Here is a 16275-nt window from a genome sequence, read left to right as displayed (position 1 = left end):
CGGGATCTCGATTGGCGTATCCCAGCCTGAGCCCTTCCACCACAGGCACGTTCGCTGTCCTTTTTCCAGGATGGCAGTACGTATCTCGCTGGGGCATCGGTAGAAATCAAACTCGATTACCCGATCCGAACCACGCCGATTGCTCAGCTTGTCCTTCAAGAGGGTCTTCACAACCATCGCCCTGCGGTGGAGGACGAAGGCACTTAACGGGTCGCCCATCGTCACAAACCCGCAATTCCTGCGCTTACGACGCATGACGGCCCCCACACGACACCGTCTCGGTCGATGACGACCACACTCGGTCCTGGATCGAACGGGTCGAAATAGAAGACTCGCCGGCCTGGCATAGGCCGACACTGATACCCGGGCATATCCACCACGTTTGACGACGACGGACCAGCGTGGAGCAGCTCTTTCAAGTCGCGTGGCTGCGATCTGCCGTTAACGGTGACGCGCGACGCCGGTGAGGTCGGTGATGCAGCCTGCATCACCGCCCCTGTGACCGCTAGCGCAACAGTGAGCACCACGCAAATTGTGATTGAGATTAGCCACCAACGTGGAAGGGTGGCAGGTCCGCGCAACCAGGCCATACCCGCGCGTAGACGTCCCATCGTCGAAAGCTTGAACGGGTCCGAATAACGAAAGCGTCGCGGTCTAAACATCATTCACCGCTCGCTCGCCGCGATCCGCCCCGTAGCAGTTGGTCCACTGAACCTACTGGAGTCAACGTCTGCGCATACACCGACACTGCCAGCACTCCGCGCGGCCCTCGGTCGCCGAACCCCGGCCGTGCGTCCGCACGTACTGTGAGTTCTGCAGCGCCTTCGACACGGAAAACTGTTCCCGCGGCCACGGTCTCAAGGGGAGTTGTCGTCTCTAGCATCGCCCCGTCGAGACCGACGCCGGCGACGGACACCGCTACACCCGAAAGCCGATGAACCGCTGCCCCATCGCGTTGTACGAGTTCGTCGGTCGCAGAGCCGTCACGATAGACGGTCCTCGTCCGTCCTCCACCACCTGTACCGATCACTAACAGTAATTCCGACGGCACTGGCACCTTCAAAGTCGTCAAATCAGCCATTTGTCAGACCCTTTCACTGCAGGGCGAGTACCTCTCGCCCATGTAGAGCCTGCTACTGGTTTGCGTCTGAACTGCCCACCGCGCCAACATGCTGAGAAATAGCAGGTCAATGCCCATCCAGAACAAAATCACGTCATCTGCCGGCGATTGAATACATAAGGTTCGCGATGTCACTGCGCGGCGTTAAGGTGCCGATATGACTGTCCTAGACCCTCGGGCGATGAGCGATCAGACTCTCGAACAGACAGCTCACGCGCTCGCCAACGCACTCACAGCACTCGCCCAGTTCGCCATCGCCGCCGGTGTCACGCCCGGCCTGGTGAGAAGGTACACAGGGTGCAACGTGACCAACACGTCACGCCCGAGGAAGCAAACGTTCAATCACTTGGTCGCGAAGCTGAATCAAGCGCTAGTCTCCTCCGGTTGCGTTCCGCTCCTTGATGTTCGGGCTCGCGCGAGTGCCACAGCCATTGAAGTCATCTACCCAACGATTCGACAGCCATTTGTTGACGAACTGATGAAGATGGCCGATGCACTCCAACAAATGAAATACGTCCTGATGGTCGAACTCGATGCCAGGACTCTCCGCTGTGGCACCGATATCGCAAGCATCGACGGTTGGCACGAGACGGTGCAGCCGCATATCGCCCGGTGTGAGTCTGTTGCCAGCCGCATCATGGATGAGGTGAAGATGTTCGAAAGGGCAAGAACGCGCTACATCCAGCTTGCGAGTATCGGCCAGATTTCATGGTCTTCAAGGCAGTCGACCAAGGACCGATTGTTCGTCGCGCAGCACAAGATCGCTGACCTGCTCGTAATCTTTGCCGATTGCATGCGGTCTACTGCGCGCGAAGCAAGCATGTTCGACCGCATGTTCCATCCGTCACAAGTTCGGCGGCTTGCTGGGGCCTGGCGATCCCATTCTGACAGAATTTGGGACCCACGCGTGATCGGTAAGGGCAACAGGGATTTTCGCAAGACTACCCCGTCATATCATCCACTAACCGAGGTCCTCTCATCGAAGTCAAGCCTGGCCCAGAGCCGCGAAGACTGGAGGGTCGACTACCAGCGTGCGTACCACGTTCTCCAGTCGATTGTGAGCATTGCAAGAAGTCGCTCCAACGACGCTGAATCTTGCCGAGAGCTGCTGCTTAGCAATGGCGTTCATGACATCAGCGAGTCGGCCTCTGCCGCGGTCGACCTCGGGTATGGACGTGTTCTGAAGATCCGCACAGTCACCGCAACTGCGCATGGATCGACACTGCTCGGTAGCATCCCAGACATCGCGGTCGATCGAACGTGAATGCCATTGCAGGACATCACGGCGTGGGTGACCGATAGCAAAGAGCCTTCGTTGATCACACGCGGCGGGCTTCATATCCGTCTCGTTGATTAGACGGTATTGACGTCCTCTTCATTCCTGCCGATTGCTATACCGCTATATACATCGCTATAAATTGTGGTTCTCGCGCGCCAAAGCCGGTCCACGCGCTCGCGGATCGATTCGTACGAACCACCGCAGCTTGTCAGGACATTGACATCGATACTGTCAGGCTCTCTCGTCAACTCAGCACAGAACATGTTCTGCGTCTACCCGCTTGTGGCCGTGCATCTCCGGCTCGTGCACACTGCCCTCAAGCGCTTTCTTTGCGTGCGGTGCGAAAGGGATTTATCGGCCGGCGGCTGCAGGGCAGGGGGGCCTGGCCTGACCCCGATCGGTCGATCCATGTGGACCAGTTCACGGGGTCCGGTCAGGGCAGCTCGTCGGCCTTAGCGAGGATCGCAGTCGGTTCGACACCGACCGCGGCGCCGCTGTCGAGATGCAGCCAAGATTGACCAGAATCGCCGAGCGACTTTGACCGACCTTCGGCGTGTCGCGAAGTCTGTCAATCTTCATTGCAAAAGTCCACATAGCTGAGCTATCGAATCTGGCGAAACTTCGCTGGCTGGGTCGATGACGGACGGCGGCGATTCAGTCACAAAGCGCATCGCGGATCGTCGGAGGTAATCGGTCGCGAACCCCAGATCGCGCCACCAAATCGGAAAAATTTCTCCATGAGTGGTCGCGAGCCACACCACCGTGAATCTGCTCCAGAACGGATTCGATCGCTGACACGTCTCCCGGGCGCCGGGCCCTGGTGCGCGACATACTTGAGGGAAAATCGGTCTCGGTCAATGTCTTGTCCATCGGGATCTGTTCTAAAACATGGTGTTTCATCGCTGCATTGACGGAGAAGAAACAGTGCATCTCCACAGCCCGCCGAATATCAGCGGCGGTTCCGTTGAACCAGTGCAGCACAATCCCGGGGTGCGGACTGCGTTCGATCTCGTCGAGCACCGCCGAACACATGCCAGCGCTGTGCACACTGAGGATCACAGGCTGATTGGCCACTGCGGAGAGTATCTCGCGGAAGACCTCGGTTTGGATGGGATGGCCGCGACGATCCAGCCCCACCTCGCCGACGAGGGCGAAACTCGGCAGCAATTTGCAAAACGACGTCGTATCGAATTGGGCCAGCGACTTCTCGACGCCGGGGTGGGTACCCAGTCCCCAGAGCAGATTGGATCTGCCGGCCAGCTGGGTGCGGTTTGCGTAGGCTCCCTCTTTAAGCGCAGCAAAGCGGCACTTCATCAACTCACCAGACTGCCTGCCAGAGAACTGGCCCAGCCTCCTGCACCTAATCATCCACACCGCGCCCGCGTGCACGCCGACCGCGGACGGTCTCGTGCTCCTGGCGTCGTGGGCGGCCACCCAAGAGAGGCTGGCGACCGAGCTTGAAGCACCGAGCGGATAGTGCACCCCCCTTCAGCAGGTTGCGATTACCGCTACAAGGTGGCGTCTCAAACTTCGTGTCCACAGTCCGCTTGCTGAGCTGCGCCGACAGCGGCGTTCTCACGATGTCCACTTCACGGATTCTCACTTTCATGTCCACTTCACCAACACTGCAAGTACCTGTTCGGAGACAGCCAGCCGCTGGCACCACGCGCAGAATTCGATTCGTCACAGTGATGCAAAAGCGCGAGTCGTCGGGCTAGTATCAACGTCGCTGAAACTGCCCGGCTGCAAGGTCTTACACGCACGGAATCAGTACTAACAAGAGCTGGGCGCCCGGCGCCGAGAGCGTCACCGACTCGCAGGAGCGTTGCGATGCTTGGGTGTCGGAATGCAGGTGACATCAGCGTCTTGACGATGAGCTTTAGGACACGGCGGGGTATTTCACGCCGGTGAGGTGTTCGGAGATCTCCCATAGTCGGCGGGCGTCGGCCTCGTTTCTGGCCTGAGCCGGGATGTCGGCTTCGCGCACGCCACCGCCCGTCGCTTCGAGGAATCCGCGCGGGGTATACAACGCGGCGCCCTTGGCTTGGGGCGAGGTAGCTGCGTAGAGGGTGGGCTCGATGGCTTGGTCTATTTCCTGCCACATGAAAGACAGAAGCCGTTGGGTGAACCTGATGAACCTGTCATGGCGGGAAACGTTGGTCTTGTCGTCCGGTGTTGTGCCGTTGGCGGGGTTTAGTTTCGCCATTCCCGGGTGTGCGGCGTTGGACATCACGCCCCAGCCCGCGCGGCGACCTCGCCGGTCGAGCTCGCGGGCGAAGATCAGATTCGCCAGCTTCGACTGGCCATAGGCCTGCATAGGTTTGTAGTTCTTTTCGAACTGCAGGTCGTCGAAGCGGATGCGGGCGCTGCGGGCGGCCATCGCGCTGATGGTGACGACGCGCGGTGACCGCGCAGCCCGCAGCAGCGGCAACAGGTGTGCGGTCAGCGCGAAATGCCCGAGATGGTTGGTACCGAACTGCATTTCGAACCCGTCGGCGGTGGTGTCGCGCTTCATCGCTGCGATGACGGCGGCATTGTTGATCAGGACGTCGATGGGTCTTCCCTCGGCGTTGAGTTCTGCGCCCAGCGCGGCGACGCTGTCCAGCGACGCCAGGTCGAGGTCTTTGATTGTCACCGCAGCGTCGGGGGTCCTCGCGCGGATCTGTGCGAGCGCGCGTTCGCCCTTGCTCTGGTTGCGGATCGCCATGATAACCTCGGCGCCCGCGGCGGAGAGCCGGCTGGTCAGGCCGAGCCCGACGCCGGAGGTGGAGCCGGTGACGACGATCAACTTTCCGGCTAAGTCGCTAACGGCGACGTCTCTCTGGTCCACGGCAATGAGTACTCCTAGTTTCGAGGGTTAATTGGATACATCCTTCGATGACAACTTGGGGCAAAGCGCTTGCGCCGCAACATAACTCTGCCTAGTGATTGCACTAGACTTCAGCGCCGGGTTGCGATGATTCGGCTGGCCGCTTCGACGGCGGCGGCGCGACGGCGTGCGATGACAGTGCCGTCGCCGGTCGCGGAGTGAGGGTCGGGCGAGTTCGCCCACGCCAGACCCATGCCCAGCAGGAGGACGATCAGGTCGGCGGGCTCCCACCACGGGTCCACGTCGCCGGCGGCCTGCGCAGCTCGGATCGCTTCGATCGTATCGGCGAAAACGGGTTGGCCGTCGGCCTGGGGTTCATCCAGGGTGAACCCCTCCAGCCGTGCCCACGTGATCATCCGCAGGTGCTCGGGGCGATTGCGGGCCACGTCGTAGACGTCGCCGACAAACTCCGCAATGTTGCCGCGGCGCAAGTTGATCGCCCGGAAGAACTCGGCACTGTCCTCGGCCACTACCTCACGAAAGAGGGCTGCCTTATCGCCGAAATGCGCGTACAGACGCTCCTTGCTGGCCTGCGCGTGGCTCGCGATGCGGTCGATGCGGGCACCGGCCAATCCATATTGGGCGAACTCCGCTCGGGCAGCCGACAGGATCTCGCCGCGAAGCTCAGTTCTACTTCTCACAGCAAGACCCTAACAAACAAACTAGTTCGTTCTGTACGGTGGAGTCGCCATCGGATGTCACAAAAGTTAGGAGCTCATGATGGGTGAGGCCAAGGCGACGGCGGTGGACCCCGCCATCGCGGGCATGCCACGAGGCGGTCCGAACGCTTCGTGGCTGGATCGGCGCCTGCAGACCGGCGCGCTGGAGTACACCGACCGCTACGACGTCCCCGACGAGGTCAAGCAGACAGTGATCCGCGCTTTGGATCGTGTAGGCACCCGCACCGGCCAGCACGAAAAGAACGCCCGCACAGCTCTGGGTGTGGTGGCAGACATTCCGAACCCGCGCATCCTCGAACTCGGCGCCGGACACGGCAAGTTGTCGGCCAAAATCGTGGAGTTGCATCCCACGGCGACGGTGACGGTCAGTGACCTGGATCCGACCTCGGTGGCCACCATCGCCACCGGTGATCTAGGCGCCCACACCCGGGTGCGCACCCAGATCGTCGATGCCGGCGCGATCGACGCCGACGACGGTAGCTACGACCTGGTGGTGTTCGCTGCGGCGTTTCACCATTTGCCGCCGGCGACCGCGGTGCGCACGATCGCCGAAGCGACCAGGGTTGGCCGGCAATTTCTGGTGATCGATATCGAACGTTCGTCGCCGCTGCAGCTGATCCTCACCCACTTGATGATCGCGCCATTAGCGGCAATCGCGATGACAGTGCGGCCCTCTTTCAGGCACGTCATTCACGATGGCTTCATCAGCAGCCTGCGCGTCTACAGCCAATCGGCGTTTGTGGCCCTCGGCAAAGCGGTCGACCCGCACATGCGCGTCGAATTCCTGCCAAGAGCCATCCGGTTCGGACCCGGAATGGCCAGTCTGGTCTTCTCCCGACCCGGCGCGACACCGATGTGTTCAAACACCCCGCAACATAAGGACTCCCAACAGTCATGAGCACGCTGAACATCGACGCGATCATGAACCAACCCGGCCGGATTCAGAGGTTGCGCCGCGTCGTGGAATCCGTCGCCAACGGGGCCGCACCGCTGATCGATCTCTACCGACCCTATGTCGACGGGCTGCCGAACCTGCCCTCCGACGGCCGGTTCCTGCTGGTCGGGAACCACACCCAGTTCGGAGTGGAGGGCCTATTGATTCCCTACTTGGTGCGGCGTGAGACCGGCATGCGCGTGCGGCCTTTGGCCGACCGCAATTTCGGCCGTATGCGCGGCTTGCCGGGTGATCTGCTCGCGGCCGCGGGCGCTGTTGTCGGGAACCCTGAAACCGCGGGTGAATTGATGCGCCACAACGAACCCATTCTGGTGTTTCCGGGCGGAGGCCGCGAGATCGCCAAGTTCAAGGGTGAGGAGCACACGTTGCGCTGGCAGGGCCGAGCCGGATTCGCCCGGTTGTCAGTGGAAAACAGCTATCCGATCGTGCCGGTCGGCCTCGTCGGAGGCGATGACGTTTACCGGAGCCTGACGACGCGCGGTGGACGCTGGGAGCGGCTGAGCCAGCGGATGGCAGAGAGAATATCCGGCCGCGCCGACATGGCCGTGCCACTGATGCGTGGGGTCGGCCCCACCCTCATTCCTCGACCACAGCGAATGTATCTGCGCTTCGGAGCACCCATTGCGACAGCCAAACCCGCGCGGGTCGCCAACGACGAGTGGGTGGCAACGGTCAAACAATGCACACAGGAATCACTGGAGCAGACCATCGCCGCCCTCCTCGAAGTCCGCAACGTCGACCCCTACCGTGAACTGAATCCGCTCGCCTGGCACAAGGCGAATCGGCCACCAATTGAAAACTGAGGTCTGACCATTGTGTGCAGACCCCTTGCTTTACAGCATGTTTGGCAGAATGAATCCCCGCAGCGGACTCTGACGAAGATCGCATCGATGAACATCACGGGATACACCGACTCTAGGGGCCGGTTGCACCATTCGGTCGTGTCCTCGATGACCTTGTCGGTGATTCGGGAGATGGTGTCCTTGGACACTGTGGCCTCGTAAGCCTCGTCGAAGCGGGCTCCGGTCCTCGATGCTCATCAACGTCGGGCCAGTTAAAGCTCGCCGGGTGACCGCCAATGAAATCGTGGTAGCGCACGATGCGATTCGCGGACCCATCGGAACGGTCCTCGGACATGGTGTGCGACGGCGTGACGAAGGGTTCGGAGCACAGACACAGCAACGGCGATCACGTCGCGTCGTTCTGCTGGCGGGCGTTGAGAATCACTTGCAGGTGGGTCAGTGCGGGCATCGCCGCAGTGACCGCCGACCGTTCCTTCGCGGCGAGCTGATTGAGCGCCGCCGACACGATCCGTTCGCTGGCGGTGTCGTAGCGGCTCAACAACCCCGCCGCGAAGTCCGTGACGGTGACGTGGACGACGCGTGCGTCGTTGGCGCTGCGGACGAGGGTGAGCAGTCCTTGCCGCTTCATCCTCTGGATCAGATTGCTCACCGTCGGTCGCGCCAGTCCGAGTCGATCCGCGATCGCGCGCGGGCTGATGTCGGGACTGACTGCCACCGCCCGCATGATCTCGATGTACGTGTCAGGCAGGTCGGGTAGTCCTTCGGCCGCGCGAGTGGCCCGAAGGACCGCGCGGCGAAGAGGACCCAGCATGCGCGATAGCGCTGCTGCCGTGCTGGCGGCCGATTCGTCGTTCAATAGGTTCCTAACAAAACTATTTTGCACTAAACTCATCATATGATCGTGGAATCCGGCGCGCATGCGAACTTCGATAACGACATTTACGGCTTGATCGGCCATCGATTCATCTACACCTACGCCAATGGCTGGCAGTACGAGATGTACGTGAAGAACGCCACCACCATCGACTACCGCATCCACACCGGCCACGTGGGCGGCCGCTGGGTTCGCGATCAGACGGTCGACCTCGTCTTGCTGGCTTCCGACGTCTACAAGATCTCCTGGACCGAGCCGACCGGGACGAGTGTCGTGGTCAATGTCATGCCCGCCCTACGCCGTTTGCACGGCACCATCTTCTTCCCCGAGTGGATTCGTGCCAATGGGGCCAGGACTGTGCTCTACCAGAACGAGCATCTTGATGAGATGCGTGCCTACCGCGACGCCGGACCTACCTACCCCATCTACGTCGTGCCCGAATTCGCCACCATCACCTTGTTCGAGCACGTCGGCGTCGACGACGAGACGATCATTGCCACCGCGCCTGGCGAGCTACCCCCCGGATTTGCCGACCGCCGGAACTAAGCCCCATGATCGGTAAACCTCCCCTGCTGTTGTTGCACGGAGTCACCATGTCGGCCGCCGCCTGGGACAACGTCACGCCCCTGCTCGCCGACCGCTTCGAGTTGATCGTCCCCACTGCAGCCGGCCATCGGGGCGGCCCAAAGATATCGGGGCCGGCGACAATACGCGCATTGACCGACGTCACCGAGCGACTTCTCGACGACCGCAAGCTTGCCACCGTTCACATCGCCGGGAACTCGATGGGCGGGTGGATGGCCATCGAGCTGGCCCGCCGAGGGCGCGCCGGCGCGGTGTGCGCCATATCCCCGGCGGGATTGTGGAATGCATGCGATTCCCGCAACCGAAGCCGAGACACCCTGCGCCGCACCAAGAAGCTCGCCGACGCCACCCGGCACCTCACCCCCTCGCTTCTGAGATTCGGGGCGCTGCGCCGGCTCACGATGGCGGACATCGCCGTCCACGCAGAGCGTCTATCCTTCGATCAGGCCGTTCGGGCCTTCAACGATCTGGTGGGATGCGATGCCGCAGACGATCTCCTCGACACGACCGAACACCTGGAAACGCTGGACCCACTGCCCTGCCCGATCACCGTGGCGTGGTCGGCAAAGGACCGCATCTTCCCACCAGATGTCTTCGGGGCCAACGCACGACGACGGCTACCGAACGCGCGATTCATCATGCTGCCCGGAGTCGGCCACGTCCCCATGATCGATGATCCAGCGATGTGTGCCCAGACGATCATCGACTCAATTCCCGACGCCCCCACGCGACGAGACCGGGACTAAGCAACCACTGTGATGGCCGTGAGGACAGCGCCGGCGTCGACGCGGCGGCCTCCCACACATTGGGAGCCCGCATCCGAATGCCGTTGGGCTGCCATCTGCTTGAGTCTCGAATTCACCGTCGACGACGGTTTCGACATCGGCCTCCCGCCAATTGGCCTTCGTCGCGTCGTGCCCATCACCGGCGGCGGGCCAGCGTTGCCGTGGTCGGGCTATGCCGATCAGCTTGGCGACGTCGCTCTTAGCGCAACCGGAGGGGCGAGGACGGCGTCCCGTTGAGGGGCCGGGCGGCGGCAGCTGACCATCTGTGTAATCGCGCCGGTCCGTGACGTGACGGCAATATTGTATGCAGGCAAGGATGTTTGAGTACTCTGGCCAAGGTGTTGCTGGAACGTCAGCCTCGGCCATGGTAGTTAGGTGTGATCGTTGAGGCCGCAGCGCGCTGGCTATTGCATCTGGCGCCTCGGTGAACCTTGGTTGGCCATACCCTTATAGGTATATGTGGTCCCAGTCTCGCTGGTGCGATGTCGGGGACCACTACTTGCGCATGCCCCCGCACACGGTGATGTCGTCACCGGTGACGAACGAAGAGGCGTCGCTGGCCAGATACAGCGCGGGTCCGACGATTTCGGAGAGATCAGCGATGCGTTTCTGCGGGTTCATATCAGCCAGCAGCGACAAGGCGCCGGGCTGGTAGCGGTCGGCCTCCATGAGCAGCTCCGTGGCGAACGGGCCCGGGCAGAGAATATTTACGCGTACCGACCACGGAGCCCACAGGTTGGCCATTGAAACTGTCAAGTTCCGCAACGCGGCCTTGGATGCACTGTAGGCCACCGATATCGGACTTGACGGGTAGTAGGACTCCATGGAGCCGATGTTGATGATGCTGCCTCCACCGTGCTCGCGCATCACCGGAGCGACGCATTGACTCATGCGCAGCGCCCCCTCGACGTTGACGTTGAACACCTTGCGCCACAATCCAAGTGAGAGCTCATTGAGGTCGGCGACTGCTGGGTTGATTCCGGCGTTGTTGACCAAGATGTCGATGCGGCCGAATTCCGCGATGACCGCTTCGACAAAGGCTGGGATGGCATCCCAGTCGCCGACATGACAAGCGATCCCGCTCGCCTTGATACCAACAGCGTTGAGCTCGGCGGCCACCTCGTCGCAACGTTGCTGCTTGCGGCCGGATACCACGACTGACGCGCCAGCGCGTGAATATCCTTGCAGGATTGCGCGTCCGATTCCGCGGGTCGATCCGGTCACCACAGCCACCCGCCCGGTGAGGTCGAACAGCCCCTGGGTGCCTTGCACAGTCATACGCCCTCCTGTTCTGCCGGGACGCCCTACCGCGCCGCCGCTGTACTTGGGGCTCGACGCCTGGCGGTGGCGACATCGGCATATGCCTTAAATATCTAGAGGTATGGTAATCATAGAAACCGTGAGAAGCAGGCATGCGGGTACGTGAGGTTCAACGATGCCGCTCAGCTGCGTCGCGACGACCGGACCGCTGACCGTGGATGACCTTGGGCGTCATCGCGTGGGCTCGATAAGGCCTTCGATCGTGGCGTGCAGAATCGACCTGCTCGCATCGGGCAGAACTTTGCGCGCCACGAGGAATTCACTGCCGACCCACCCGTGGCGGATGAATTTTCCGAACCGCAACCGCGTCCCGGGCGCACCGGTGGCTGCGGGCATCATCTTGATCCGCTCCAACGCCTCCTTGACCGCGGGACCGGTCAGCGGATGTGCGGTCGCCAACGCCGTCATCATCAGCCGGCCGACATCGTAGCAATACACGGGGAAGAAGTATTCGGGGCGGCGGCCGTAGCGTTCCTGGAAGCGGTCGAGGAACTGTTGTCCGGTCCGATTGCGTTCGTCGTACTGGTCTAGGCCGACCCATCCGGCGAGCTGTTTGCGCCACCACCCCCCGGTGGCCGCGAATTCGAATGCGGTAGTGGTGTATCGGTGCGGCTTCCAACCGATCGCTTCCAGGGCCGCATTCATCCCGATGATGCCCAGGCCGAAGCCGACGTGCATGATCGCGTCAGGTTTGTCTGCAGCCAGTGTGGCCATCGCTGCGCGCTTGTCGGACTCGACCTGCGGGATGGCCACCTCGGCGGTGATGGTCAGCCCGGCGTTGCGGCAGGCCTCGCGGGTGGTGCGAAGGTACTCGCGGCCAATCAGGCTGTCCTCGAACGCCAACCCGACGCTTGTGCATCCGTCGTAGGCGGCCACGGCCGCCATGATGATCGGTTCTTCCTCCATCGAGCCCGCGGGCAGGCCGAAGACCCACTCCCCCAGCATGGTTTCCGAAGCGCCCATGGTGATGATCGGCACCTGTGCCAGGTCCTCCACGAAGGGACGCAGCGCGACGCCGTTTTCCGACACCCACGGCCCGAAGATCACCGACGCGTCCTGGTCGACCAGTTCGTAGAACGCCTCGCGCACGGGCCGGAACGAGCCGTTGGGCAGTCCCTGTACCGCCCGTACAACGAATTCGACTGGACGCTCGAGGATCCCACGCTGCAGGTAGTCGTCGGCCACCAATTGCAATGTCGGCAGGATGTTTTCGTCGTATCCGCCACTGCCCTGCAGATTGTCCTCGAGGTAGTCGATGAGCAATCCGATGCGGGCTGGGGCTACTTCTGCAGCCATCAATGACCTCCTGTCAACGACGCCATATCGGCCAGGTCCACGACACCCGGCGGCGCAGCGGTGATGAACGGGATGGCGCTTACTGCATGCCTGGCGGTGGCCAGACACCCCATGTCCGTGTGGTCCTGGCCGTCTCCACCTAGAACGAGTTGGCATCGCATGGCCGGTGTTCCGACGAACTCGAGTTCGTAGCCTTGCGCGCTGGACCAGTTCGGAGCCACAGCGTCGTCCAGCCATGTCACGTGCTCGACGGCAATCGTCATCGGCCCGCAGTCGGCGCGTACTCCCAATTTCATCGCGGCAACTGTCCCGGCGGCGATCGGGCCGGCAGCGACGTGCAGATCGGTGTTGGTGACCGCAGTTTCGCGGAACGCCTCGACGGACGTGGGCGTCAACCCCAATGCTTTGGCCAGCACGGTGACGGTGCCGATGAACGCAGCACCGGCGCGGTTGGGATCACCGAGCAGAGGCGAGCGGGAATCGGGAGGTTGACCGTAGCCCATCACGTCGACGAGCATCTGGCGGCTGGGATAGCCTGCATACGACAAAGATTCGCGCACGGTGATCCCAGTGCACTGCGCAGATAGCCGTGCCAGCACCGGCGCCACGACCTCGCCCCAGAATCCGGGGAACAAGCCGAGTCCGAGAAACGAACTCTTTCCGCGCCGGCAGGCATCAGCGATCAATGCACCACGTGCCGGGTCGAACGCGGCGACGTCGATGAAGGAGCTCCCCGTCGTGATGACGTTGACCCCCGCGTTTAGAACTGCGGCGACGTCGGCGAAGCAGTCGTCGGGTGATTTCTCCACCTGGCCCATGTAAAGGACCACATCAGGTCGCGCGGCGAGCAACGCCGCGGTGTCGTTGGTGGCCCGCACGCCCGTCGGCGCGCGGCCCGCCAGGACGCCGGCGTCCACACCGACCTTGGCCGGGTCGTACACACGCACGCCGACCAGTTCCAGCCCCGGGGCATCGATGACGGCACCAAGAGCCTTTGAACCGGTGGTGCCAGTCGCCCACTGGGCGACACGCGTGACGGTCATGCGTTGCCGGGCCAGACCAATTGCAGATCGGGCACGAACCGCATCGGCGGCCGGTAGCGCACCTCGTAGCCTGGCGCCAGCGTGTATTCCGGTATGCGGCGGTGCCATTCGCGCATAGCGATGCGCAACTCGCGGCGCGCCAGGTGTGATCCCAAACAGCGGTGTGCGCCGCCACCGAAGGCCAGGTGCGAATTGCCGCGCCGGTCGAGATTCACCTCAAGTGGATCGGAGAATTGGGCGGGATCGACGTTTGCGGCGCTGAGACTGACCAATACGTGTTGGCCCGCGCCCACCGTCTGATCACCGATCCTGCTGTCCTTACGTGCCCACCGCACCACCAGAGGCACCGGCGTTTCCCAACGCAAGAGTTCCTCGACCGCGCGGGGAATGACCTCGTTGTCTTCGGCGATGCGTTGACGCTGTCGCGGATGTCGAGCCAGGTAGGCCCAGAAACAGGTCAGCGAATCGGTGACGGTGTCCAGACCCGCTGTCAACAGCACGAAGCAGATCGACAAGGCGTCCTCGCGCGACAGGGGGCGGCCGTCGAGTTCGCTGGTGACGATCTCGGTGAGCAGGTCGCCGTGCGGATCGGCGGCGCGTTGGTCGAGGATCGCGTCGAAGTAGCTGTACACCTCCTGTGCGGTTTGGCGCTGGATGGCGCTCCGCTGCGCGGGGGTTGAGTCCGGCGAGCCGGGGTGCAAAAGCCCCTCACGCAGCCGCACCAGCTCGTCGAGCTGATCCCAAGGTAGCCCCATCAGTCCGAGGAACACCGCGGACGGAAACAGCTCGGCGAATTCGGCTGTGAAATCGCATGATCCGCGATCGATGAACATGTCGATGAAGTGGTTCACCCGCTCGGCGATATCGGCTTCCTGTGCGTCCATGCGCCGCGGTGAGAACATCGGGTCGAGCAGCTTGCGGTAGCGCCCGTGATCTGGTGGGTCGATACCGAGCGGGATCAGTGGCAGGGTGTTGCCCTGCTCCACGAGATCCGCCGACGAGAACACGGCCGGACTGGTCAACGTCTCGGTGACCAGTTCTCGAGAACAAACCAGCGCGCCGTCCCCGAGGGCCACGACGCGGCGCAGCGCCATTGCGTGATTTCGTTGGTGCGGATCCTTTGCCGACAGCGACATGCCGGCCGATCCGTTCACGAAATCGAATCGTGCGATGGGGGCGTCGGCTTCGGTGACCCCGCCGGGGCTCACGTGCTCGCCGGCCATGCCACGGTTTTGGTCTCGGTGAAGATTTCCAAGCCTTCGATGCCGCCCTGGCGTCCGATGCCCGATTGTTTGTAGCCGCCGAACGGGGCGTCGGCGCCCAACCACATCGCGCCGTTGATGCCAAGGGTGCCGGTGCGGATCCGCCGTGCTACATCCTTGCCGCGCTCGAGGTCTCCCGCAACGATCATGCCTGACAGCCCGTAGATCGAGTCGTTGGCTATCCGCACGGCATCGTCGTCGCCGTCGTAGCCGATCGCGACGAGCACCGGCCCGAAGATCTCCTCTTGGGCGATCGTCATGGCGTTGTCGACATCGGCAAATAATGTCGGTTCGACATAGTGGCCGCGAGGCAGATGAGCGGGCACACCGCCGCCGGTCACAACCCGTGCTCCTTCCTGACGCCCTTTGGCGATGTAGCCCAGGACCCTGTCCTGTTGCCTCTTGGACACCAACGGCCCTTGCAGCATGGATGGATCGGTTGGATCCCCGTACCGGATAGCCTCCAGCGTTGCCTTCGCGATCTCTATCGCCTCGTCGTAGCGCGCGTTGGGTACCAACAACCGCGTCGGCATCGCACAGCCTTGGCCGGCGTGCATGCACACGATCGCGGCAGCGTCGCGGACGACGCGGGTGAAGTCGGAGGCGTCGTCGAGGATCAGGTTTACTGACTTGCCTCCGAGTTCCAGGAACGTCGGCTTGAGCGTCGCCGAAGCTGCAGCCATGACTTGGCGGCCGGTGGCGGTGGATCCGGTGAAGGCGACCATGTCCACCGACGGTTCTGTCGACAACACCTCGCCGACGAGATGGTCCGATGACGTGACGATGTTGACCACACCAGGCGGGATGTCCGTGTGGTCAGCGATGAGCCGTCCAATCCGCGTGGCGTTGTACGGGGTTTCGGGTGAAGGTTTGATGACGCACGTATTGCCCATCGCCAGAACCGGGCCGATCTTGTTGAGCGTGATCTCGGCGGGAAAGTTCCAGGGCACGATGACCCCGACCACGCCGATCGGCTCTTTCCAGACCTCCCGAGCCGACAGCGAACCCGTGGCGAAGGCGTCGTTATCCGGCAGCGGACGCGACCAGGTGAATTCATCGATCATTTGCGCGGGCCACCGCAGCGCCTCACGCATCGGGACGTCGAGCTGCGGCCCGAACGTCGTCAGAACGGGGCAGCCGACCTCAGCGACAAGCTCAGACCGCAGATCCTCGCGCTCAGCCTCCAGCGCGGTCTGCAATTGCAGCAACGCCCGCTTGCGGCCACCGTGGTCACGTGCCCAGTCGGTGGTGTCGAACGCGGTCCTGGCGGCTGCGACGGCGCGGTGCATATCGGCGCGGGATCCGTCAGCGCAGTGGCCGATGACCTGTTCGGTGGCGGGGTTGACGTTGTCGAATATCCGTCCGCTCTGCGCCTCGACGAGCTTGCCGTCGATGAGCATCCGA

15 protein-coding genes and 1 pseudogene are annotated in these 16275 nt (G+C 62.5%); 5 read left to right on the top strand and 11 right to left on the bottom strand.

Features of this window, described 5'->3' with window-relative positions; all coding sequences use genetic code 11:
* Positions 1-225: hypothetical protein (locus JF781_RS20925; protein ID WP_225329171.1), on the bottom strand; the 225-nt coding region annotated here is incomplete at its 3' end.
* A 1076-nt stretch (positions 226-1301) separates the two neighbouring features.
* Here JF781_RS20925 and JF781_RS20920 point away from each other — a divergent pair.
* Positions 1302-2384: a hypothetical protein gene (locus JF781_RS20920; protein WP_225329170.1), complete on the top strand. Its 1083-nt coding sequence runs from the start codon at positions 1302-1304 to the stop codon at positions 2382-2384.
* A 669-nt stretch (positions 2385-3053) separates the two neighbouring features.
* Here JF781_RS20920 and JF781_RS20915 read toward each other — a convergent pair.
* The 3 genes from JF781_RS20915 to JF781_RS20900 all read right to left on the bottom strand — a co-directional run bounded on the left by JF781_RS20915 (position 3054) and on the right by JF781_RS20900 (position 5909).
* Complete coding sequence (locus JF781_RS20915) at positions 3054-3833, bottom strand: TatD family hydrolase (RefSeq protein WP_374109725.1); 780 nt, start codon at positions 3831-3833, stop codon at positions 3054-3056.
* A 445-nt stretch (positions 3834-4278) separates the two neighbouring features.
* Positions 4279-5229 carry an SDR family oxidoreductase gene (locus JF781_RS20905; RefSeq protein ID WP_225329169.1) on the bottom strand — a complete coding sequence of 317 codons (951 nt, stop codon included), beginning with the start codon at positions 5227-5229 and terminating at the stop codon, positions 4279-4281.
* 110 nt (positions 5230-5339) lie between these two features.
* Positions 5340-5909 carry a TetR family transcriptional regulator gene (locus tag JF781_RS20900; RefSeq protein WP_225329168.1) on the bottom strand — a complete coding sequence of 190 codons (570 nt, stop codon included), beginning with the start codon at positions 5907-5909 and terminating at the stop codon, positions 5340-5342.
* Between the two features lie 79 nt (positions 5910-5988).
* Between JF781_RS20900 and JF781_RS20895 the strand changes: the two genes are divergently transcribed.
* Both JF781_RS20895 and JF781_RS20890 read left to right on the top strand, forming a co-directional pair.
* Positions 5989-6846, top strand: a complete 858-nt coding sequence (locus JF781_RS20895) for a class I SAM-dependent methyltransferase (protein ID WP_225329167.1) — start codon at positions 5989-5991, stop codon at positions 6844-6846.
* Positions 6843-7706, top strand: coding sequence for a lysophospholipid acyltransferase family protein (locus JF781_RS20890; RefSeq protein ID WP_225329166.1), 864 nt, complete (start codon positions 6843-6845; stop codon positions 7704-7706). Before JF781_RS20895 ends, JF781_RS20890 begins: the two co-directional genes overlap by 4 nt.
* Here JF781_RS20890 and JF781_RS28470 read toward each other — a convergent pair.
* Both JF781_RS28470 and JF781_RS20880 read right to left on the bottom strand, forming a co-directional pair.
* Positions 7646-7906 (bottom strand): annotated as a pseudogene (locus JF781_RS28470) (transposase); the annotation flags it as partial. The gene JF781_RS20890 and the pseudogene JF781_RS28470 sit on opposite strands and share 61 nt — an antisense overlap.
* A gap of 185 nt (positions 7907-8091) precedes the next feature.
* Positions 8092-8664 carry a MarR family winged helix-turn-helix transcriptional regulator gene (locus JF781_RS20880; RefSeq protein WP_225329165.1) on the bottom strand — a complete coding sequence of 191 codons (573 nt, stop codon included), beginning with the start codon at positions 8662-8664 and terminating at the stop codon, positions 8092-8094.
* Between JF781_RS20880 and JF781_RS20875 the strand changes: the two genes are divergently transcribed.
* Both JF781_RS20875 and JF781_RS20870 read left to right on the top strand, forming a co-directional pair.
* Complete coding sequence (locus tag JF781_RS20875) at positions 8602-9126, top strand: phenolic acid decarboxylase (protein ID WP_225329164.1); 525 nt, start codon at positions 8602-8604, stop codon at positions 9124-9126. The two genes, JF781_RS20880 and JF781_RS20875, sit on opposite strands and share 63 nt — an antisense overlap.
* Positions 9127-9131: 5 nt before the next feature.
* A complete protein-coding gene (locus JF781_RS20870; RefSeq protein WP_225329163.1) occupies positions 9132-9911 on the top strand; it encodes an alpha/beta fold hydrolase in 780 nt (259 codons plus the stop codon).
* A 534-nt stretch (positions 9912-10445) separates the two neighbouring features.
* On the opposite strand, the gene JF781_RS20865 is transcribed toward JF781_RS20870, so the two are convergent.
* The 5 genes from JF781_RS20865 to JF781_RS20845 form a co-directional block, all read right to left on the bottom strand.
* The gene (locus JF781_RS20865; RefSeq protein WP_225329162.1) at positions 10446-11228 is read right to left on the bottom strand and encodes an SDR family NAD(P)-dependent oxidoreductase; all 783 of its coding nucleotides are present in this window, start codon (positions 11226-11228) and stop codon (positions 10446-10448) included.
* A gap of 213 nt (positions 11229-11441) precedes the next feature.
* On the bottom strand, positions 11442-12566 hold the full coding sequence (locus JF781_RS20860) for an ABC transporter substrate-binding protein (protein ID WP_225329161.1): 1125 nt from the start codon (positions 12564-12566) through the stop codon (positions 11442-11444).
* Complete coding sequence (locus tag JF781_RS20855; protein WP_225329160.1) at positions 12566-13609, bottom strand: dihydrodipicolinate reductase; 1044 nt, start codon at positions 13607-13609, stop codon at positions 12566-12568. The genes JF781_RS20860 and JF781_RS20855 overlap by 1 nt, the downstream gene beginning before the upstream one ends.
* The gene (locus tag JF781_RS20850; protein ID WP_225329159.1) at positions 13606-14832 is read right to left on the bottom strand and encodes a cytochrome P450; all 1227 of its coding nucleotides are present in this window, start codon (positions 14830-14832) and stop codon (positions 13606-13608) included. The genes JF781_RS20855 and JF781_RS20850 overlap by 4 nt, the downstream gene beginning before the upstream one ends.
* Positions 14814-16271, bottom strand: a complete 1458-nt coding sequence (locus tag JF781_RS20845) for an aldehyde dehydrogenase family protein (RefSeq protein ID WP_225329174.1) — start codon at positions 16269-16271, stop codon at positions 14814-14816. Before JF781_RS20845 ends, JF781_RS20850 begins: the two co-directional genes overlap by 19 nt.
* Positions 16272-16275 lie beyond the last annotated feature (4 nt).

Origin of the sequence: Mycobacterium sp. WUMAC-067, from assembly GCF_020217485.1 — a bacterium.
Lineage (GTDB): Bacteria > Actinomycetota > Actinomycetes > Mycobacteriales > Mycobacteriaceae > Mycobacterium.
The sequence above is the reverse complement of the archived record's forward strand: the minus strand, read 5'-3'. Positions and strand labels throughout refer to the sequence as shown.

Excerpts from the sequence above, each read along its gene's own strand:
- JF781_RS20870 (WP_225329163.1), top strand. The coding sequence starts at position 9,132 with ATGATCGGTAAACCTCCCCTGCTGTTGTTGCACGGAGTCACCATGTCG.
- JF781_RS20855 (WP_225329160.1), bottom strand. The coding sequence starts at position 13,609 with ATGACCGTCACGCGTGTCGCCCAGTGGGCGACTGGCACCACCGGTTCA.
- JF781_RS20890 (WP_225329166.1), top strand. The coding sequence starts at position 6,843 with ATGAGCACGCTGAACATCGACGCGATCATGAACCAACCCGGCCGGATT.
- JF781_RS20920 (WP_225329170.1), top strand. The coding sequence starts at position 1,302 with ATGAGCGATCAGACTCTCGAACAGACAGCTCACGCGCTCGCCAACGCA.
- JF781_RS20865 (WP_225329162.1), bottom strand. The coding sequence starts at position 11,228 with ATGACTGTGCAAGGCACCCAGGGGCTGTTCGACCTCACCGGGCGGGTG.
- JF781_RS20895 (WP_225329167.1), top strand. The coding sequence starts at position 5,989 with ATGGGTGAGGCCAAGGCGACGGCGGTGGACCCCGCCATCGCGGGCATG.
- JF781_RS20850 (WP_225329159.1), bottom strand. The coding sequence starts at position 14,832 with ATGGCCGGCGAGCACGTGAGCCCCGGCGGGGTCACCGAAGCCGACGCC.
- JF781_RS20880 (WP_225329165.1), bottom strand. The coding sequence starts at position 8,664 with ATGGCCGATCAAGCCGTAAATGTCGTTATCGAAGTTCGCATGCGCGCC.
- JF781_RS20875 (WP_225329164.1), top strand. The coding sequence starts at position 8,602 with ATGATCGTGGAATCCGGCGCGCATGCGAACTTCGATAACGACATTTAC.
- JF781_RS20845 (WP_225329174.1), bottom strand. The coding sequence starts at position 16,271 with ATGCTCATCGACGGCAAGCTCGTCGAGGCGCAGAGCGGACGGATATTC.
- JF781_RS20860 (WP_225329161.1), bottom strand. The coding sequence starts at position 12,566 with ATGGCTGCAGAAGTAGCCCCAGCCCGCATCGGATTGCTCATCGACTAC.